This window comes from Candidatus Baltobacteraceae bacterium, assembly GCA_036559195.1.
Lineage (GTDB): Bacteria > Vulcanimicrobiota > Vulcanimicrobiia > Vulcanimicrobiales > Vulcanimicrobiaceae > JALYTZ01.
Window position 1 is genome coordinate 40368 of record DATBTN010000073.1, and the last position, 14699, is coordinate 55066.

Below are 14699 nucleotides of genomic sequence, written 5' to 3' on the forward strand. Positions count from 1 at the left end.
GCGCTCTAGACCGCGAGCAGATCGAGCACGGGCGGCGCAACGCGAATGCCCACGCCGGCGCAGCGTTCCGCGCGACGGCGAATCGTTCCGGAGCAGCCCCAGACGTGCGCGCTCGCTACCTCGACGTCGAGCCATGGCTCGCGCGCGTAGAGGACGTCGTCGTAGTCCGGCGGCATCGGCGCGATCACCGTTACGTTATCGAGCGTCTTGGCGGCGAGTTTTGCCGGATCTTTGCGCGACGGTCCTTGGATCAGGCAGCGAACCACGCTGCCGATCTTGCGATCGTGATACGCCCGCGAGGCGCGGTTCTGCGCGGCGGCGAGCCGGTCGAAGCGCGCGTGTACGACGTCGTTGGGAACCGGCTCCCAGTTGGCGGCCGGCGTACCGCGGCGCGGTGAATAGATGTACGAGTAGACGTTTGCGAAGACGCCCGTTTCCACGAACTCGAGCGTACGCTCGAAGTCTTCGCCGGTTTCGCCAGGAAAGCCAACGATGACGTCGCTCGTGATCGCCCAGCCGGGAAGGTAGCGGTGAATCCACTCCACCCGCGCGGCGAACTCGGCAAGCGTATATTTGCGGTTCATCCGGCGCAGGATCGAATCGCTGCCCGACTGCAGCGGAAGGTGGATGCGCGGATTGAGTGCCGGCAGATCGGCGAGATCCCGCACGATCTTCTCGGTAAAATCTTTCGGATGCGGTGAGATGAACGCCAAACGTTCGAGCCCGGGAGTCGCTGCCGCCGCGCGAACGAGATCGCCGAAATCCGCGCCGGTAGCCGGATCCTTGTGCGCGTTGACCGTCTGTCCGACGAGCATCACCTCGCGCGCGCCCGCGGCGACGCGTTCGCGAACCTCGGCGAGAATCTCGCTCGTCGGCCGATGATCGAAGCGTCCGCGAACGTGCGGAACGATGCAAAACGTGCAGTAATACGAGCAGCCGCGCTGCACCGTCACGAAGCCGCGCAACGACGTAAAGGCATCGGTGATGCAATCGGCGGCGCCGCCGAGCGGCAACAACAGCGCGCGCTCCTGCGCGAGTTCCGTCTCCTCGAATTCCGGCCGCCACGCTTCGAGCGTGTCTGCGAGCAGGGCCAATTCTTTGGTCCCAAACACCGCATCGATGTGCGGGGCGCGCCGCTGCATGCGATCGCGATCCTGTTCGGCCAAACAACCGGTCACGATCATGCGCAGATTCGGATCGGCCTCTTTGAGCACTTTGAAATGCCCCATGCGTCCGTACGCGCGCCGTTCGGCATTGTCGCGAACCGTGCACGTGTTGAGGATGAGGACGTTGGCTTCTTCGGCCTTCGTTGCGAGCGTATAGCCCGCCGCTTCGGCGCGCTGCGCGATGTACTGGGAATCGGCTTCGTTCATCTGGCAGCCGAACGTCTCGATGTAGATGCTTGCCATGGCCTTCTTACCGGGATTTTCCGCCCGTTATCGCGAGGATCAGGTCGAGCGGAAGATAGAGCTTCCCACGGACCATTCCGGCGGGTGCGTCGTACACCTGATCGCGGCGATCGACGGTGAAGCGCGCATCGCCGACGCGGCCCACGACGACGTGACCGCCCCAGCGAATCACCAAGCGCCCGCTAGCGTCGATTTTACTCGCCGATTCCGGAAAATAGTCCGCGACCGGCGCGACGACGGCGGAGCGGGTGTCGTCGAAGGGCGACCGGTACAACACGTGCGTCGTCTCGTCCGGATAGACGCTAACCGAGCGGTCGTAGCGTTCGTGCGGCTCGCGCACCACGATTTTGTGCGCGCCGACCGGCTCGTCGTAGCTGGATCGCAGCGGCTCCGGCGCCGCACCGTCGAACGATACGCGCGCCCGTCCGTCGAGTCCGTGCAGGACGACGACGCCGCGCTGCTTGACCGGATGCAGCGGATCGAGCTGAACGCTCGCCATGGTGGTTTGCCCGCCGTTGACTTGCTGGTCGTCCTCGGATACCTTCCAGCCGGTCTTCGTGAAGGTGACCGTGTGTTTGCCGGCCCGCAGTCCGTCGAGTAAGACCGGCGTGCGACCTATGTAGCTTCCGTCGACCCACACGTCGGCTCCCGTAGGCAGCGACGACAAATAGAGCGCCCCGAACGCAGTCTCCGCCCGCGCGGGAACGATCGGTATGCAGGCCAACAGCGCGACGATGAGCAGTCGTCCGAGCAAAAATCTTCCCATGGATTTCGCATGGTTTTCATTTTAAGCGCCAGCCCGGCCTGCGCGCCAAAGTATTTCCGCCCCGAGTCCGAATAGGCTGTTCCCGTGCAACCCATAGAATTAGACGAAGCTCCCATGCTTCGGCCCGCGACCGTTGCGATCGTCGGACGCCCGAACGTCGGCAAGAGCGCGCTCTTCAACCGCCTGATCGGCCAGCGCCTCGCGATCGTCGAGGATACCCCCGGCGTCACGCGCGACCGTCTCTACGGGCTCTGCGAATGGCGCGGACGGACGTTCAGCTTGGTCGACACCGCGGGCATCGACCCCGACGCCGATAAAGAGGGCGACCACGTCGTCACCTCGACCCGCCGCCAGGCGGAGGTCGCTGCCGAAGAAGCCGACGCGATCATCTTCGTCGTCGACGCTTCGACCGGGCGCAATCCCATCGATGAAGACGTGGCGGGCATTTTGCGCCGGACGCGACGGCGCGTGGTGCTGGTCGCGAACAAAGCCGAAGCGCCGAGCGCCGCTAGCGCCGTACACGGCGAGTTCGCCGCCTTCGGATTCGGCGAGCCCTTTGCGGTTTCAGCGATCCACGGCGAAGGCACCGGCGACTTGCTCGACGCCGTCCTCGACCTCTTGCCGCCCGACGCGCCGTCGGCCGTCGCCGAAGGCGAACTCTCGATCGCCCTGGTCGGCCGGCCCAACGTCGGCAAGAGTTCGCTGCTCAACTCGCTGCTCAACGAGGAGCGCGCAATCGTCTCCGACGTCCCCGGTACCACGCGCGACGCCATCGATACGATCCTTCAGTTTCACGACCAGAAGATTCGGTTGATCGATACGGCCGGCGTTCGCAAGAAACCAAAACAGCACGGCGCGATTGAATATTATTCGGCGCTGCGGTCGCTCTCGGCGATCGCACGCTGCGATATCGCGATACTGCTCTTCGATTCGATGCAAGGATTGCTCGCGCAGGACCGGCGCCTCGCCGGCATGGTACTCGAGGAACGCAAAGGGCTCATCATCGTCGGGAACAAGTGGGATTTGGCCCGCGAACAGGGCGAGTTCAGCCAATCCGAACTCATCGACGTGATCTACAGCCACGTTCCGTTCGCCAAATTTGCGCCGGTTACGTTCCTCTCCGCCAAGACCCGTCGCCGCCTCAGCAGCCTGATGCCGCTCGTGATGAAGGTTTCGGCCAATCTGGATCGCCACGTTCCGACGGCGAAGCTCAACTCGGTCATACGCGACGCGACGCTCGCGCATCCTGCGCCGGCGCCGGGCGGAAAGCCGTTCAAGATCTACTACTGCTCGCAGCCGTCGTCGCATCCGCCGCTGTTCGTCTTTCATTGCAACGACCCCGAACTCGTGCAGACCTCGTACAAGCGCTTCTTGGAAAACATCATTCGCAGCAGCTTCGAATTCGAGGGCGTTCCGCTCACGCTCGAGTTCCGCGCAAGGCGGCGCGACGAGGAAACGGAGTAAGTGGCCACGCCGCCCGTTATCGTACTCGCCGTCGCCGCGGTCGCATTTCTGATCGGTTCGATTCCGTTCGGGTACCTGATCGGACGCGTCTTTTACCGGACCGACATTCGAAAATCGGGCAGCGGCAATATCGGTGCGATGAACGCGTTGCGCACGCTCGGCAAAGGCGGTGCCATCGCCGTCTTACTGCTGGACGCGGCAAAGGGGTTTCTGCCGGCATTTCTCTCGCTCGCGATCCTCCATAGCGATCTCCTCGCCGTGATTGCCGCCATCGCGTCGGTGCTCGGACATTGTTTCTCGCCCTGGCTCGGCTGGAAAGGCGGCAAGGGCGTCGCGACCTCCTTTGGGGCGATCTTCGCGCTCAGCTGGCAGGCCGGAATCGTGGCGGTTGCGGCTTGGATTGCCGGGGCGCTCGCGACCTCGTACTCGTCGGTCGGGTCGATGCTCGGCAACGTCGCCGCGCCGTTCGCACTCTTCTTCTTCACGCGGAGCGTCCCGATGGCCGTCTACGGCGCGTTCGCCGCGGCGTTCATCGTCTACACGCATCGTGAGAACATCGGCCGCCTGCGAACGGGCACCGAGAGCGGGATTGGGTTCCTGCGGCGACGGGGGCCCGACGCCAACCAGGGCTAGCGCAGCCGGGGTGCGTATTGGCCCTGGTCATGATTTCTTCGAACGATTTCCGTAACGGCGTCACCATCGTTATCGACGGCCACCTCTGGACCGTCATCGAGTTTTTGCACGTCAAACCGGGCAAGGGATCGGCTTTCGTGCGGACGCGTTTGAAGAACGTGAAGTCGGGCGCGACCGTCGAACGTACCTTTCGCGCCGGCGAGAAGCTGGAGCGGGCGACGGTCGACAACCGTCAGATGCAGATGCTGTACAACGACGACGACGGTTACCACTTCATGGACCAGGAGTCGTTCGAGAACGTCACCATCCAGCGCGATCTTATCGGCGATCCCGCCGACTTCCTCAAAGATGCGATGGTCGTGGACGTGCAATTTCACGACGGCGTGCCGATCGGCGTCGATCTCCCGGCGCACGTAGAACTGAAGATCGTCGAAACCGATCCGGGCTTTAAGGGCGACACCGCGACCGGCACCACCAAGCCGGCGAAACTCGAATCTGGTGCTACCGTCAACGTGCCGCTTTTCGTCAATCCGGGCGACACGATCCGCATCGACACCCGCGATCGCCGTTATATCGGCCGCGCCAACGGCTAAGCCGGTTCCGGCGTGACCGAGGCTACGGCGCTTCTTTACGGAGCGCTTTTTCTCGTCGGGATCGCGGCGAGCACGTTCGGCTCGATGGTCGGTCTCGGCGGCGGCTTCATCATGGTGCCGATCTTACGGCTCTTTTTCGGCCTCTCGCCCGCGATGGCGGCCGGCACCTCGCTGATGCTGGTGGTCGCCAATAGCGGCAGCGGTTCGGTCGCGTACCTGCGCCAAAAACGCGTCGACATTCGACTCGGCTTGCTGGTGGCGGCGGGCGGTTTCCCGGGCAGCATCCTCGGCGCGATTCTGGTCGCGCACGTTTCGGGCGGCCTCTTCGACGTGCTCTACGCGCTGCTCTTAGGCGCCGTCGCCTTCGACATCATTCGCAAACGCGGCGCGCGTGCCGGCGAGCGCGACGAACGGACCGCGATCGCCGGCGCGCGCGCGATGCCGGTGTGGCGATCGCTTCTAACGGGCCTGGCGGTAGGATTCGTTTCGAGTCTCTTCGGAGTCGGCGGCGGCGTGGTGCTCGTTCCGGTACTGCTGTATTTCTCCGCACTTCCAGCCCACGCGATCAGCGCGACGTCGCACTTCGCGATCGTCCTCACCTCGCCGGTCGGACTCGTCGCGCAAATCGTGCAGCACAACATTCGCGCCGCCTATGCGATTCCGCTCGTTCTCGGCGGCATCATCGGCGGCCAGATCGGCGCGCGTCTCTCGATGCGCCTCAACTCGCCCCTGCTCATCAAGTTCGTAGCGATCGCACTCCTCGTGGCCGCCGTCGCGCTGGTTCTGCGCCACCTTTAGGCGGCGAGCATCATCGGCTCGGCGCGGCGCCCGCGCAGCGACGACGTGCGAACGTAGCGTTTTAGCGCGCTGTAACTCGCGGGAAACGCTTCCTCACGTACGAGCGTCTCGTGAAGCGCCCGCAACGAGTCTCCCTCGAACAGCGCGCGTTGGATTCGCTCGCGAAAGCGATCGCAGACCGATACCGGCTGGCGCGGCCGCTCGAACGGCACGACGACGCCGCCGATGAGGCCGGAGCGCCGGCCGTACGCCGCGATCGTCTCGCGGCGATGCCCCGTCTCGTTCTCGATGCGGCGCAGCGTTTTCCCCGCACGCAGCATCGCAAGGATGCGTTCTTCCTGCTCTCGGGTCAGCGTGTTCATCGATCGTTCTTTCGCATCCCGGCGGTACCCGAACCTCCATGACCTGGCCGCTTTTCGGTGTCCGTTTCGCGCGCCGGGCACGGACTGGTTTATACTGCGTCGATGAGCCATCTCGTCCCCATCGTCGTCGAACAAACCGCCCGCGGCGAACGCTCGTACGACATCTTCTCGCGGTTACTTCAGGACCGCATCGTTTTCGTAACCGGAACGATCGAAGACAACCTCGCCAATCTGGTTATCGCGCAGTTGCTCTTCCTCGAACGCCAAGATCCCGATCGCGATATCGACCTGTATATCAACAGCCCCGGCGGGAGCGTGAGCGCGGCGCTGGCGATGTTCGACGCGATGCAGCTCGTCAAGCCGGAAATCGCGACCATCTGCGCCGGATTCGTCGCGTCCGCCGCCTCGGTGCTGCTCACCGGCGGCGCGCCGGGCAAACGCATGGCGCTCCCGTACAGCAAAGTGCTCATCCACCAGCCGTCGATCGGGCAGATCGGCGGCCAGGCCACGGAGATCGAAATCACCGCGCGCGAACTGATCGCGACGCGTCACATCATCGCCGACATCTACGAACGAACCACGCACCAAACGCGCGAGCGAATCATGCACGATATCGAGCGAGACTACTATATGACGGCCGCCGAGGCATTGGAATATGGCATCGTCGATCGCATTCTGGACGGCGACGCACGCCACGCGTGAACTCGCCGCAGGCTATCGCAATTGCGATCGCTCGGTCGGCTCCAGTCGCAGCACGCTGGCCGGTGCGTTAAGCCAAGCGTTCAGCTCCGGGAGAACGTCGTTCCACTCGGCGGAGCGCGCCAGCGAGTCGACGTGCCGGTCGTGCTGCGCGGCGTCCTCGAAGATCGCAAACCAGACGAACGTATTTTCGCCCGATCGGACGGGTAAATCCGGATACGAATTCTCAGCGGTTTCGGTTTCAAAATACGCGATCGGGCGCGCGCCAAAACGCGTCATCGGCGGCGCGACGCGCTCCTCGAAGAAGCGTACGAACGCCGGACCCGCCGGCTCGCGCAGATCGTAGATCGTCGCGGTTACGAGCGAACGCGGACGCTCGGTCGCGCCCGCCGGAGCCCGCGGCGATTGCGGCACGGCAAATTCCGATGCCGTTGACGGCCGAAGGAGCAACACGTTGTCCGAATCGATCATCGTGGCATTGGCGGCATCGCGATGGGCCTTCCACACCGGCCCTTTGTAGAACGCGCCCAGGGCCAGCCTGCGTGCCTCCATGTCCGGGAAACCGCGTAGCCAGACGAACATGTCGGGGCGATCTCGATCGCGGAACTGACCCACCAGCCGAATGCCGGCCTCCTCTTGGCTTTCCACGAACTCGCGCTCGAATAAGTCGATGAGCGCGTCGCGTTTACCGGGATGCAGCGTGTACCGGCGCAGTTCGAAAACGGAACTCATAGTCAGGATGTTAGCGATTACCGTTAGCTGGAGTCCACAAACCGAGCATGGCGCCGGTCGGATCGGCGATAACGCTGAACGACCCGTATCCCGGAATCTCCGTCACATCTTTGACGACGGTGGCGCCGAGCGACGCCGCCTTCTTCGTCGCGTCGGCAACGTTCGCGACGGCGACGTAGGCGAGCCATGCAGACGGAGCGCCGGGCACCGGATTGCGCATCATTCCGCCGCCGGTACCTTCACCCACATCGATCGTGGTGTACGACTCCGGACCCATCGGGACGTCCTCGAGCTTCCAGTCGAACAGCGCTCCGTAAAAGGCTTTCGCCTTTGCGAGATCGCTGGTGCTCAGTTCCACGTGCACGAAGGAATTTGCCATAACGTTCTCCCGTTGACGCCCCGTATCAGGACGAAACCATACTTGAACGGGCCCTGTCAAGGCTGCGCGGAAACGTTACGAGGCGACGTACCGGTACTGCCCCGGCTGCCATCTGCAAACGCTCTTGTCGCGCATTGCGAACGACTCGCAGCCGTCTACGTCTGCGTTGAAATCGACGTTGAGCGATTTGGTTGCTTCCCAATCGACCGCCGGTTCTTGCCGCGCCGCCGCGCGCGCCTTCGTGTAGGCGAACTGCGGGTTCTTCGTGAGCGCGTTGAGCGCTTGCGCGAGGCGCTGGGCGTCAGTCACGCGGCACTACGTGCGGCGCGGTTCTCCCGCACGATAGCGATAGACGATGCGTCCCTTCGTCAGATCGTACGGCGAGAGTTCGAGATCGACGCGATCCCCGGGAAGAATTTTGATGCGATGGCGGCGCAGACGCCCGGCGATATGCGCGAGAATCGTGTGACCGTTCTCAAGCTCGACCGAAAACGTCGTGCTGGGGAAGATCTGTTTGATCGTGCCGAAGACTTCGAGCGGCGCTTCTTTCGTCGGCTCGGCGGCGGGCCGCGGCGTGCTGGGGCGCGGTGATTTTTTTCGGCTATTCCGAGCGGCTATGATGGCCTCACTTTCAAAACGTGCATACCGGTAGAACTCAGACTACGACAAGGAAGTTGTGTTTGCAAAGAAACCGAACGGACGTTCGACCGGGCGGAGTAGCGGGCCTCCCGCCGGCTGCAAAACGAACGGACCGGCTAACCGCCGGTCCGTTCGCCGCTCGCTCGCTGCGGGTCCTATTTGGGATACGTCATCTCTTTGGGGACGACGAAGGCGTCGAATTCTTCGGAGGTCACGTAGCCCAAGCCGACCGCGGTCTCTTTGAGCGTCGCCTTATTGTGATGCGCCTTTTTGGCGATCTCCGCGGCCTTGTCGTACCCGATCTTCGGGGAAAGGGCGGTGACCGTCATGAGGGATTCACTCAAGTACTTCGCAATGATATCTTCGTTGGCTTGCAGCCCAACGACGGCGTGCTCGCGGAACATCGTGCACGTATCGCGCAGTAAATTGCACGAGTGCAGGAAGTTGTAGATCATCACCGGGTTAAAGACGTTGAGTTCGAAGTTGCCCTGCGAGGCACCAAAGCTGATCGCGAGATCGTTTCCGAACACTTGCGCGACGACCATCGTCATCGCTTCGGATTGCGTCGGATTCACTTTGCCCGGCATGATCGAGCTGCCCGGCTCGTTCTCCGGAAGGGTGAGTTCGCCGATCCCGGCGCGGGGACCCGACGAGAGCCAGCGGATGTCGTTGGCGATCTTCATGAGCGCCGCACCGAGCATCTTGAGCGCGCCCGAGGCGAAAACGAAGTCATCGTGCGAGGCGAGCGCGGTGAACTTGTTCGGGTGCGACCGCAGCGGCAGACCGGTCAGCTCGGCGAGTTTTTTCGCCGCGCGATCCGCGAATTCGGGATGGGCGTTGAGCCCCGTTCCAACGGCCGTTCCGCCGATGGCGAGATCGTAGAGATGGTTGAGCGCTTCGTTGCAGGCGACCATCGCACGATCGATTTGGGTCACGTAGCCCGAGAACTCTTGGCCGAGCGTGAGCGGCGTGGCATCCTGCAAATGCGTACGGCCGACCTTCACGATCTCTTTCCACTGCTTGGACTTCGCGTCGAGCGCGTCGCGCAATTTTTTCACGGCCGGCAGCATCTCGACCATCGCCTCGGCCGCCGCCATATGCATGGCCGTCGGAAAGGTGTCGTTCGAGGACTGCGACATGTTCACGTGATCGTTCGGATGCACGGGCTTCTTGCTGCCCATCTCGCCGCCGGCGATCTCGATCGCACGGTTCGAGATCACCTCGTTGACGTTCATGTTCGTCTGCGTCCCCGAGCCGGTCTGCCACACGCGCAGCGGGAAGTGCGCGTCGAGTTTACCGGCGATCACTTCGTCGGCCGCGGCGACGATCAGGTTCTTCTTCGCTTCGTCGAGCTTGCCCAGATCGTTATTGACGAGCGCGGCGGCTTTCTTGAGCGTAGCCATCGCTTTGATGACGGCCTTGGGCATCTGATCGCGCGGCGTGCTGCCGTCGCCGATATCGAAATGGATGAGCGAGCGCGCCGATTGCGCGCCGTAATACTTGTCCGCGGGTACGTCAATGGGTCCCATCGAGTCTGACTCGACGCGCGTTTTGGCCCCGTTGGTGTTCAAATTCGCAGTGGTCATGGCCCCGATATCTTCGCTCTTTTGGGCCTCTTTCAGCCTCGACCTAGGTCGCAGGCCGCCTGCCCTGGGCCGCGGCCCCCAAGGTCGTGCCGACGGGCCGAGTCTCCACCACCTCGAAAATCGTGAGGGGAAACCGAGGATCGAAGCCCCGCCGCGAGCAGCGGCCGCAGCTCATCGGGGCGGCCGGGCGGCGCTTTCGAAGGACCTCCATGGCGCAACGCTCGCAACGCAAAATATAGCGCTTGGCGGATTCGTTGAGCGGCCTCGCGCTGCCCAAATCGTGGTAGATCGAGGTCAGACCACATTCGCGCATCTTCTTCTTGAAGCGCGCGCCGTGACCCGTATCGCGATGACGGTCGAAGAGCCAGGCGTGAATCATCTCGTGCAAGAGCGTCTCGCGCAGCGCCTCGGGATGAGTCTGGAAATGCTTGGGCGAGAGTTCGATCAGCAGCGGCCGCACGCTATAGGTGATGCGCCCGGCGGAGTTTGAAAAGCGCGCGTTGTACCGAATGCGGCAGGCCGGTACTTCACCGTTGAAATGAAAGTTATTGAGCTCCGCGAAGAGCAACTGGAGATCGGTCTCCGAAGCCTGCACCGTTATCACGAAGAGTTTTTCGGCGTTCGTCCAAACGAGTCTTGTGCCCGATTCAAAACAACGCGGTTTACCGCCGCGCCTCTACGTGCCCATCGTTGCGGTCTTCGCGATCGTCTTCTTGGGCGCGATGGCCTGGCTGCTTCGCATCGGATTCGGCACGAGCGGCGGCGTCTTCGGTTCGGGAACCGGAGCGCCGGCGGCCGGAGCGAGCGCGCTGCCCGTCTCCGCGCAGTCGCAGGGTTCCAACGTCAACGTCGAAGGCGGAGGTCCGCCGCCGGCGGTGCAGGTGCAGCTCGCGCAGTTGCGCGCGCGCATAACGAAGAATCCGAAGGACGACGTCGCGCTCACGCAGCTCGCCGATCTCTACCTCGCGGCCGGCATGTACGCGAAAGCCGTTCCACTCTACAAACGAGCGCTAGCTGCCAACCCGCGCAACGCCGCCGCCGCCGAAGGCTTCAGCCAAGCACAAAACGCCCTCTCACAGGAGCACTAGACACAAGCGTGCGCATTTATATTTCTTGCGACATGGAAGGCACGGCGGGGGTTTGCAGCTGGATGCAGTGCGACCCGTCGAATACGGTCGAGTATCCCGTCTACCGGCGATACATGTCGCAGGAAGTGCGCGCGGCAATCGAAGGCGCCCGCAGCGGCGGCGCGACGGGCGTGCTGATCAACGACTCGCACTGGGATATGCGCAACCTGCTTTGGGACGAGTTGCCGGCCGACGTGCGCCTGATCTCCGGTTCGCGCAAGCCCTTTTCGATGGCGCAGGGTATCGATGGCGACGTTGCCGGCGCGTTCTTTACCGGCTATCACGCGAAGTCGGGCGATAAGGACGGGGCGCTCGCGCACACCTACACCGCCGACGTCCTTTACAACGTGCGCATCAACGGAACGGCGTGCAGCGAAGCGCTCTTAAACGCGGCGCTGCTCGGTTACCACGGCGTGCCGCTGCTGCTCGTAAGCGGCGATCGCACGATCGTCGAAGAGGTCGGCCGGCAGATGCCGTGGGTTACCCCGGTGATCGTCAAGGAGAGCATCGGGCACTACGCAACCAATTCGCTCACGCCGGCGGCAGCTCAGGCGGCGATTCGCGCTGCGGCCGGCGACGCGATGCGGAACGCCGGATCGGCGAAACCGTTCGTCTTCGAGCCTCCGATTAGGATGGAGCTGGAAACGACGCGCGTGGAACAAGCGGATTTCATCGAGTTGATGCCCGGCTTCGAGCGCATCGGCGGCCGCACGGTACGATTCGTTCACGACGATTATGCCGCCGTATTCCGCGCGTTCGTGGCGGCCTTTCGTTTGGGCGGCGCCGCCTCGGTCGTGGCATGAAGCTCTACATTTCGAGCGACATGGAAGGCGTCGCCGGCGTCTGCAGTTGGGAGCAAGTCGACGCGCGCGGTTACACGCCCGAATACGCGATCTATCAGCGCTATCTCACGCAGGAAGTCCGCGCTGCCATCGACGGCGCGCGCGATGCGGCCGCGTGCGAGATCCTGGTCAACGACTCGCACGGTCCGATGCGCAATCTGCTCTTCGACGGTTTACCCGACAACATCCGCGTCACGTTCGGAAATCGCAAACCCTTCTCGATGGTGCAGGGTATCGATGCGGGTTTCGACGGCGTCTTCTTCACCGGCTATCACGCGGCGATCGGCTCGGCCGGCGCCACGCTCTGTCACACGTATACGCCCGGCGTGATCTACGATCTGCGGGTCAACGGCGTGCGCTGCAGCGAGGCGACGCTCAACGCCGGCCTCGCCGGACACTACGGCGTGCCCGTGCTGTTGGTAACCGGAGATCGCACGACGATCGCGGAGGTCACCGCGCAGATGCCGTGGGTGACCGGTGCGATCGTGAAGGACAGCATCGGGCACTTGGCCGTCGACTCGCTCTCGCCCCAAGCCGCGCAGGCTGCCATACGCGCCGCCGCGACCGACGCCGTACGGAACGCCGCCGGGGCTAAGCCGTACGTCTTCGAGCCGCCCATTACGTTGGAGATCGACGTCACGCGTGTCGAGCAGGCCGACCTTATCGAATTGATTCCCGGCTTCGAACGCACGGCCGGCCGCACCGTCCGGCTGGTGCATGACGACTATCCGACCGTCTTTAAAGCCTTCGTCGCGGCCTTCCGAATGGGAGCGCTCGCGCTCTCCTAACGCGTTTCGCCGCGAATCGTCGGCGACGAGATCGCGACGACGGCAACGGCGAGACAGGCGAGTGCGGAGATCGTCATTCCGGCGCGCGCGCCGTAATGATCCGCCACGTAGCCGAAGAACAGCGTTCCGATCGGGACGCCGCAGAGCACGAGAAGGCGCACGGCGCCGAAGACGCGCCCCACGTAGTCTTCGTGGATGACGCGCAACCGAAAACCGATCACCTGCGAGATCTCGAATTGCACGCAAGCGTTACCGATTGCCCAGAACAGGCCGGCGATCCAGAGATTGTGCGTGAGCACGACCGGAATGAAGAGGATCGTGTCCACGATATAGGCGGTCGTGAGCGCTCGTCCGAACGGCCACCGGCGCGCGAACTTCGAGGCAAAGACCGATCCGGCGACCGCGCCGACGCCGGCAATCATCCAGAAGAGCGAAACCTGATAGTCGCTCGCACCGAAGCCGCGTTTTAAGAACGGGATCAAGATCGTGAATCCGCCGAACCCGACGATATTGAGCGTCAAACCGATGAACGATTGCGCGCGCATCCCGGGATCGGCAAAGAGCAGCCGAAAACCGGTTCGCATATCTTCGACCAGTTCGCGCCCGTTCGGCAGCCCGCTGGTTTTTTCGGGGCCGAGCGTAGGAATTCGCGAGAGTGAGTATTGCGAGACCAAATACGTCAGCGCGTTGAGCAGCAGGGCCGGCAGCGGCCCAAATGCCGCCAGCAGCGCGCCGCCCGCCGCAGGCAGGGCCATCTGCGAAACGCTGTCGGCGCCCATCAACGCGGCTTGCGCCGCGGTCGCACGCTCTTTGCCGAGCAAGAACGGAATGCTCGACGATTGACCGCCCATGAAGACCGCCGCGCCGATCGAAAGCACCACCAGGCCCGCGTAGACGCCGGCCACCGGCAGAGCGTGGCGTAGGAACAGGACGGCCATCGCGACCATGACTAAAAAGCGCACGACGTCCGCGCCGATCATCAGCGCGCGCCGGTCCACGCGGTCGGCGAGCGACCCCGCGGGAACGCTCAAGAACGCGAACGGTACGAACTCGCACGCATACGCGACGCCGGTCGAAAGCGCCGACCCGGTCAATCGGTAAACGAGCAGCGGGATGGCGAGCGTGCGCAGCCCATCGCCGGCCATGCTGAAGGCCTGGCCGATATAATATTGACGAAAACTTCGGGAAGCGAAGACGCCTTCGCGCTCGGCGACGGCGGTGGCGGACGACATACGAAACTCCCAACAACTGGTGCGGATGGTACGTGACGTGGGATGTGGGGCGTATGTCGCTATCGCATAGTTAGGCGATTTTACAAATATTCGTCTACGTTGTCAAGTTTTTTGCGTCGCGTACCAGCATGCCGCCGACGACCGCGCCGATCGCTCCGAGCACGGCAACGAGCGGTTCGTACCAATTGGGTACGAGCGACTGCGGGCTCGGGAAAATCAACGCGAAGACGCCGATCGAAAGGAGCGCCACGCCGAGGCCTGCGGCGTGATAGATCGGGCGCGACGGGGCAACCCGGGCCGTGAGCGCACCGCCGGCGATACTCGAAACGAATGCGAGCACGGCGTTGGCCGCGATAAATTTCGGCGGCGCGACTGCCATCGGCAGCCCGTGAAACATCGCCGCCGCGATAACGATCGCGCCGAGGAGAATCATCACGAGCACGACCACATACCCGCACCCGATCGCAAAGATCGTACGAACGTACGTCCTCATCGCCCACCCCTCACGCGCATCGCCGTTCGACAAGCTCGTCCTTCGACAAGCTCGTCCTTCGACAAGCTCAGGATGACAAGGGGCGCCGCCGCTGTCGCTGGGCCGCCGCCGATTGTCCGCTGGGCAACGGGCCTTGTCGTCGTTCTCATGCTGCGCC

Annotated in this window: 19 protein-coding genes; 8 read left to right on the forward strand and 11 right to left on the reverse strand. The window is 63.5% G+C overall.

The features are described from left to right. Positions 1–5: 5 nt before the first annotated feature. Positions 6–1409, reverse strand: a complete 1404-nt coding sequence (gene miaB, locus VIG32_11870) for a tRNA (N6-isopentenyl adenosine(37)-C2)-methylthiotransferase MiaB (GenBank protein ID HEY8298704.1) — start codon at positions 1407–1409, stop codon at positions 6–8. A 7-nt stretch (positions 1410–1416) separates the two neighbouring features. After that, positions 1417–2175, reverse strand: a complete 759-nt coding sequence (locus VIG32_11875; protein ID HEY8298705.1) for a PEGA domain-containing protein — start codon at positions 2173–2175, stop codon at positions 1417–1419. A gap of 114 nt (positions 2176–2289) precedes the next feature. Between VIG32_11875 and der the strand changes: the two genes are divergently transcribed. From der to VIG32_11895, 4 genes are read left to right on the forward strand one after another with little or no spacing between them, the layout of a single operon-like run. Further along, the gene (gene der, locus VIG32_11880; GenBank protein ID HEY8298706.1) at positions 2290–3639 is read left to right on the forward strand and encodes a ribosome biogenesis GTPase Der; all 1350 of its coding nucleotides are present in this window, start codon (positions 2290–2292) and stop codon (positions 3637–3639) included. After that, the gene (gene plsY / locus VIG32_11885) at positions 3640–4272 is read left to right on the forward strand and encodes a glycerol-3-phosphate 1-O-acyltransferase PlsY (protein ID HEY8298707.1); all 633 of its coding nucleotides are present in this window, start codon (positions 3640–3642) and stop codon (positions 4270–4272) included. It abuts the gene before it with no gap. A 29-nt stretch (positions 4273–4301) separates the two neighbouring features. Then, complete coding sequence (gene efp / locus VIG32_11890; GenBank protein HEY8298708.1) at positions 4302–4865, forward strand: elongation factor P; 564 nt, start codon at positions 4302–4304, stop codon at positions 4863–4865. A 12-nt stretch (positions 4866–4877) separates the two neighbouring features. Continuing rightward, positions 4878–5663, forward strand: a complete 786-nt coding sequence (locus VIG32_11895; GenBank protein HEY8298709.1) for a sulfite exporter TauE/SafE family protein — start codon at positions 4878–4880, stop codon at positions 5661–5663. Here the strand turns inward: VIG32_11895 and VIG32_11900 are convergent. After that, positions 5660–6025, reverse strand: coding sequence for a hypothetical protein (locus tag VIG32_11900; protein HEY8298710.1), 366 nt, complete (start codon positions 6023–6025; stop codon positions 5660–5662). The two genes, VIG32_11895 and VIG32_11900, sit on opposite strands and share 4 nt — an antisense overlap. Before the next feature lie 102 nt (positions 6026–6127). On the opposite strand from VIG32_11900, the gene VIG32_11905 reads away from it, so the two are divergent. Beyond that, positions 6128–6727: an ATP-dependent Clp protease proteolytic subunit gene (locus VIG32_11905; protein ID HEY8298711.1), complete on the forward strand. Its 600-nt coding sequence runs from the start codon at positions 6128–6130 to the stop codon at positions 6725–6727. A 12-nt stretch (positions 6728–6739) separates the two neighbouring features. On the opposite strand, the gene VIG32_11910 is transcribed toward VIG32_11905, so the two are convergent. The 6 genes from VIG32_11910 to VIG32_11935 form a co-directional block, all read right to left on the reverse strand. Then, the gene (locus tag VIG32_11910; protein HEY8298712.1) at positions 6740–7456 is read right to left on the reverse strand and encodes an NIPSNAP family protein; all 717 of its coding nucleotides are present in this window, start codon (positions 7454–7456) and stop codon (positions 6740–6742) included. A gap of 10 nt (positions 7457–7466) precedes the next feature. Then, positions 7467–7835 (reverse strand): VOC family protein, encoded by a 369-nt coding sequence (locus VIG32_11915; protein ID HEY8298713.1) that lies wholly within the window; start codon positions 7833–7835, stop codon positions 7467–7469. A 75-nt stretch (positions 7836–7910) separates the two neighbouring features. Then, the gene (locus tag VIG32_11920; protein HEY8298714.1) at positions 7911–8144 is read right to left on the reverse strand and encodes a hypothetical protein; all 234 of its coding nucleotides are present in this window, start codon (positions 8142–8144) and stop codon (positions 7911–7913) included. A gap of 6 nt (positions 8145–8150) precedes the next feature. Beyond that, the gene (infA, locus tag VIG32_11925; GenBank protein ID HEY8298715.1) at positions 8151–8354 is read right to left on the reverse strand and encodes a translation initiation factor IF-1; all 204 of its coding nucleotides are present in this window, start codon (positions 8352–8354) and stop codon (positions 8151–8153) included. A gap of 275 nt (positions 8355–8629) precedes the next feature. Further along, entirely contained in the window at positions 8630–10060 is a 1431-nt protein-coding gene (gene fumC, locus VIG32_11930) for a class II fumarate hydratase (protein HEY8298716.1), read from the reverse strand. Between the two features lie 43 nt (positions 10061–10103). Beyond that, positions 10104–10664, reverse strand: coding sequence for a SprT-like domain-containing protein (locus VIG32_11935; protein ID HEY8298717.1), 561 nt, complete (start codon positions 10662–10664; stop codon positions 10104–10106). A gap of 76 nt (positions 10665–10740) precedes the next feature. On the opposite strand from VIG32_11935, the gene VIG32_11940 reads away from it, so the two are divergent. From VIG32_11940 to VIG32_11950, 3 genes are read left to right on the forward strand one after another with little or no spacing between them, the layout of a single operon-like run. Then, complete coding sequence (locus VIG32_11940; GenBank protein HEY8298718.1) at positions 10741–11148, forward strand: tetratricopeptide repeat protein; 408 nt, start codon at positions 10741–10743, stop codon at positions 11146–11148. A gap of 8 nt (positions 11149–11156) precedes the next feature. Then, positions 11157–11990, forward strand: coding sequence for a M55 family metallopeptidase (locus tag VIG32_11945; GenBank protein ID HEY8298719.1), 834 nt, complete (start codon positions 11157–11159; stop codon positions 11988–11990). Continuing rightward, the gene (locus VIG32_11950) at positions 11987–12817 is read left to right on the forward strand and encodes a M55 family metallopeptidase (GenBank protein HEY8298720.1); all 831 of its coding nucleotides are present in this window, start codon (positions 11987–11989) and stop codon (positions 12815–12817) included. The genes VIG32_11945 and VIG32_11950 overlap by 4 nt, the downstream gene beginning before the upstream one ends. Here the strand turns inward: VIG32_11950 and VIG32_11955 are convergent. Both VIG32_11955 and VIG32_11960 read right to left on the reverse strand, forming a co-directional pair. Further along, the gene (locus tag VIG32_11955; protein ID HEY8298721.1) at positions 12814–14049 is read right to left on the reverse strand and encodes an MFS transporter; all 1236 of its coding nucleotides are present in this window, start codon (positions 14047–14049) and stop codon (positions 12814–12816) included. The genes VIG32_11950 and VIG32_11955 overlap by 4 nt on opposite strands. 94 nt (positions 14050–14143) lie before the next feature. After that, positions 14144–14542, reverse strand: coding sequence for a hypothetical protein (locus tag VIG32_11960; protein ID HEY8298722.1), 399 nt, complete (start codon positions 14540–14542; stop codon positions 14144–14146). Positions 14543–14699 lie beyond the last annotated feature (157 nt).

Excerpts from the sequence above, each read along its gene's own strand:
- VIG32_11915 (HEY8298713.1), bottom strand. The coding sequence starts at position 7,835 with ATGGCAAATTCCTTCGTGCACGTGGAACTGAGCACCAGCGATCTCGCA.
- VIG32_11905 (HEY8298711.1), top strand. The coding sequence starts at position 6,128 with ATGAGCCATCTCGTCCCCATCGTCGTCGAACAAACCGCCCGCGGCGAA.
- VIG32_11875 (HEY8298705.1), bottom strand. The coding sequence starts at position 2,175 with ATGGGAAGATTTTTGCTCGGACGACTGCTCATCGTCGCGCTGTTGGCC.
- miaB (HEY8298704.1), bottom strand. The coding sequence starts at position 1,409 with ATGGCAAGCATCTACATCGAGACGTTCGGCTGCCAGATGAACGAAGCC.
- der (HEY8298706.1), top strand. The coding sequence starts at position 2,290 with ATGCTTCGGCCCGCGACCGTTGCGATCGTCGGACGCCCGAACGTCGGC.
- VIG32_11960 (HEY8298722.1), bottom strand. The coding sequence starts at position 14,542 with ATGAGGACGTACGTTCGTACGATCTTTGCGATCGGGTGCGGGTATGTG.
- VIG32_11955 (HEY8298721.1), bottom strand. The coding sequence starts at position 14,049 with ATGTCGTCCGCCACCGCCGTCGCCGAGCGCGAAGGCGTCTTCGCTTCC.
- VIG32_11910 (HEY8298712.1), bottom strand. The coding sequence starts at position 7,456 with ATGAGTTCCGTTTTCGAACTGCGCCGGTACACGCTGCATCCCGGTAAA.
- efp (HEY8298708.1), top strand. The coding sequence starts at position 4,302 with ATGATTTCTTCGAACGATTTCCGTAACGGCGTCACCATCGTTATCGAC.
- fumC (HEY8298716.1), bottom strand. The coding sequence starts at position 10,060 with ATGACCACTGCGAATTTGAACACCAACGGGGCCAAAACGCGCGTCGAG.
- VIG32_11950 (HEY8298720.1), top strand. The coding sequence starts at position 11,987 with ATGAAGCTCTACATTTCGAGCGACATGGAAGGCGTCGCCGGCGTCTGC.
- VIG32_11900 (HEY8298710.1), bottom strand. The coding sequence starts at position 6,025 with ATGAACACGCTGACCCGAGAGCAGGAAGAACGCATCCTTGCGATGCTG.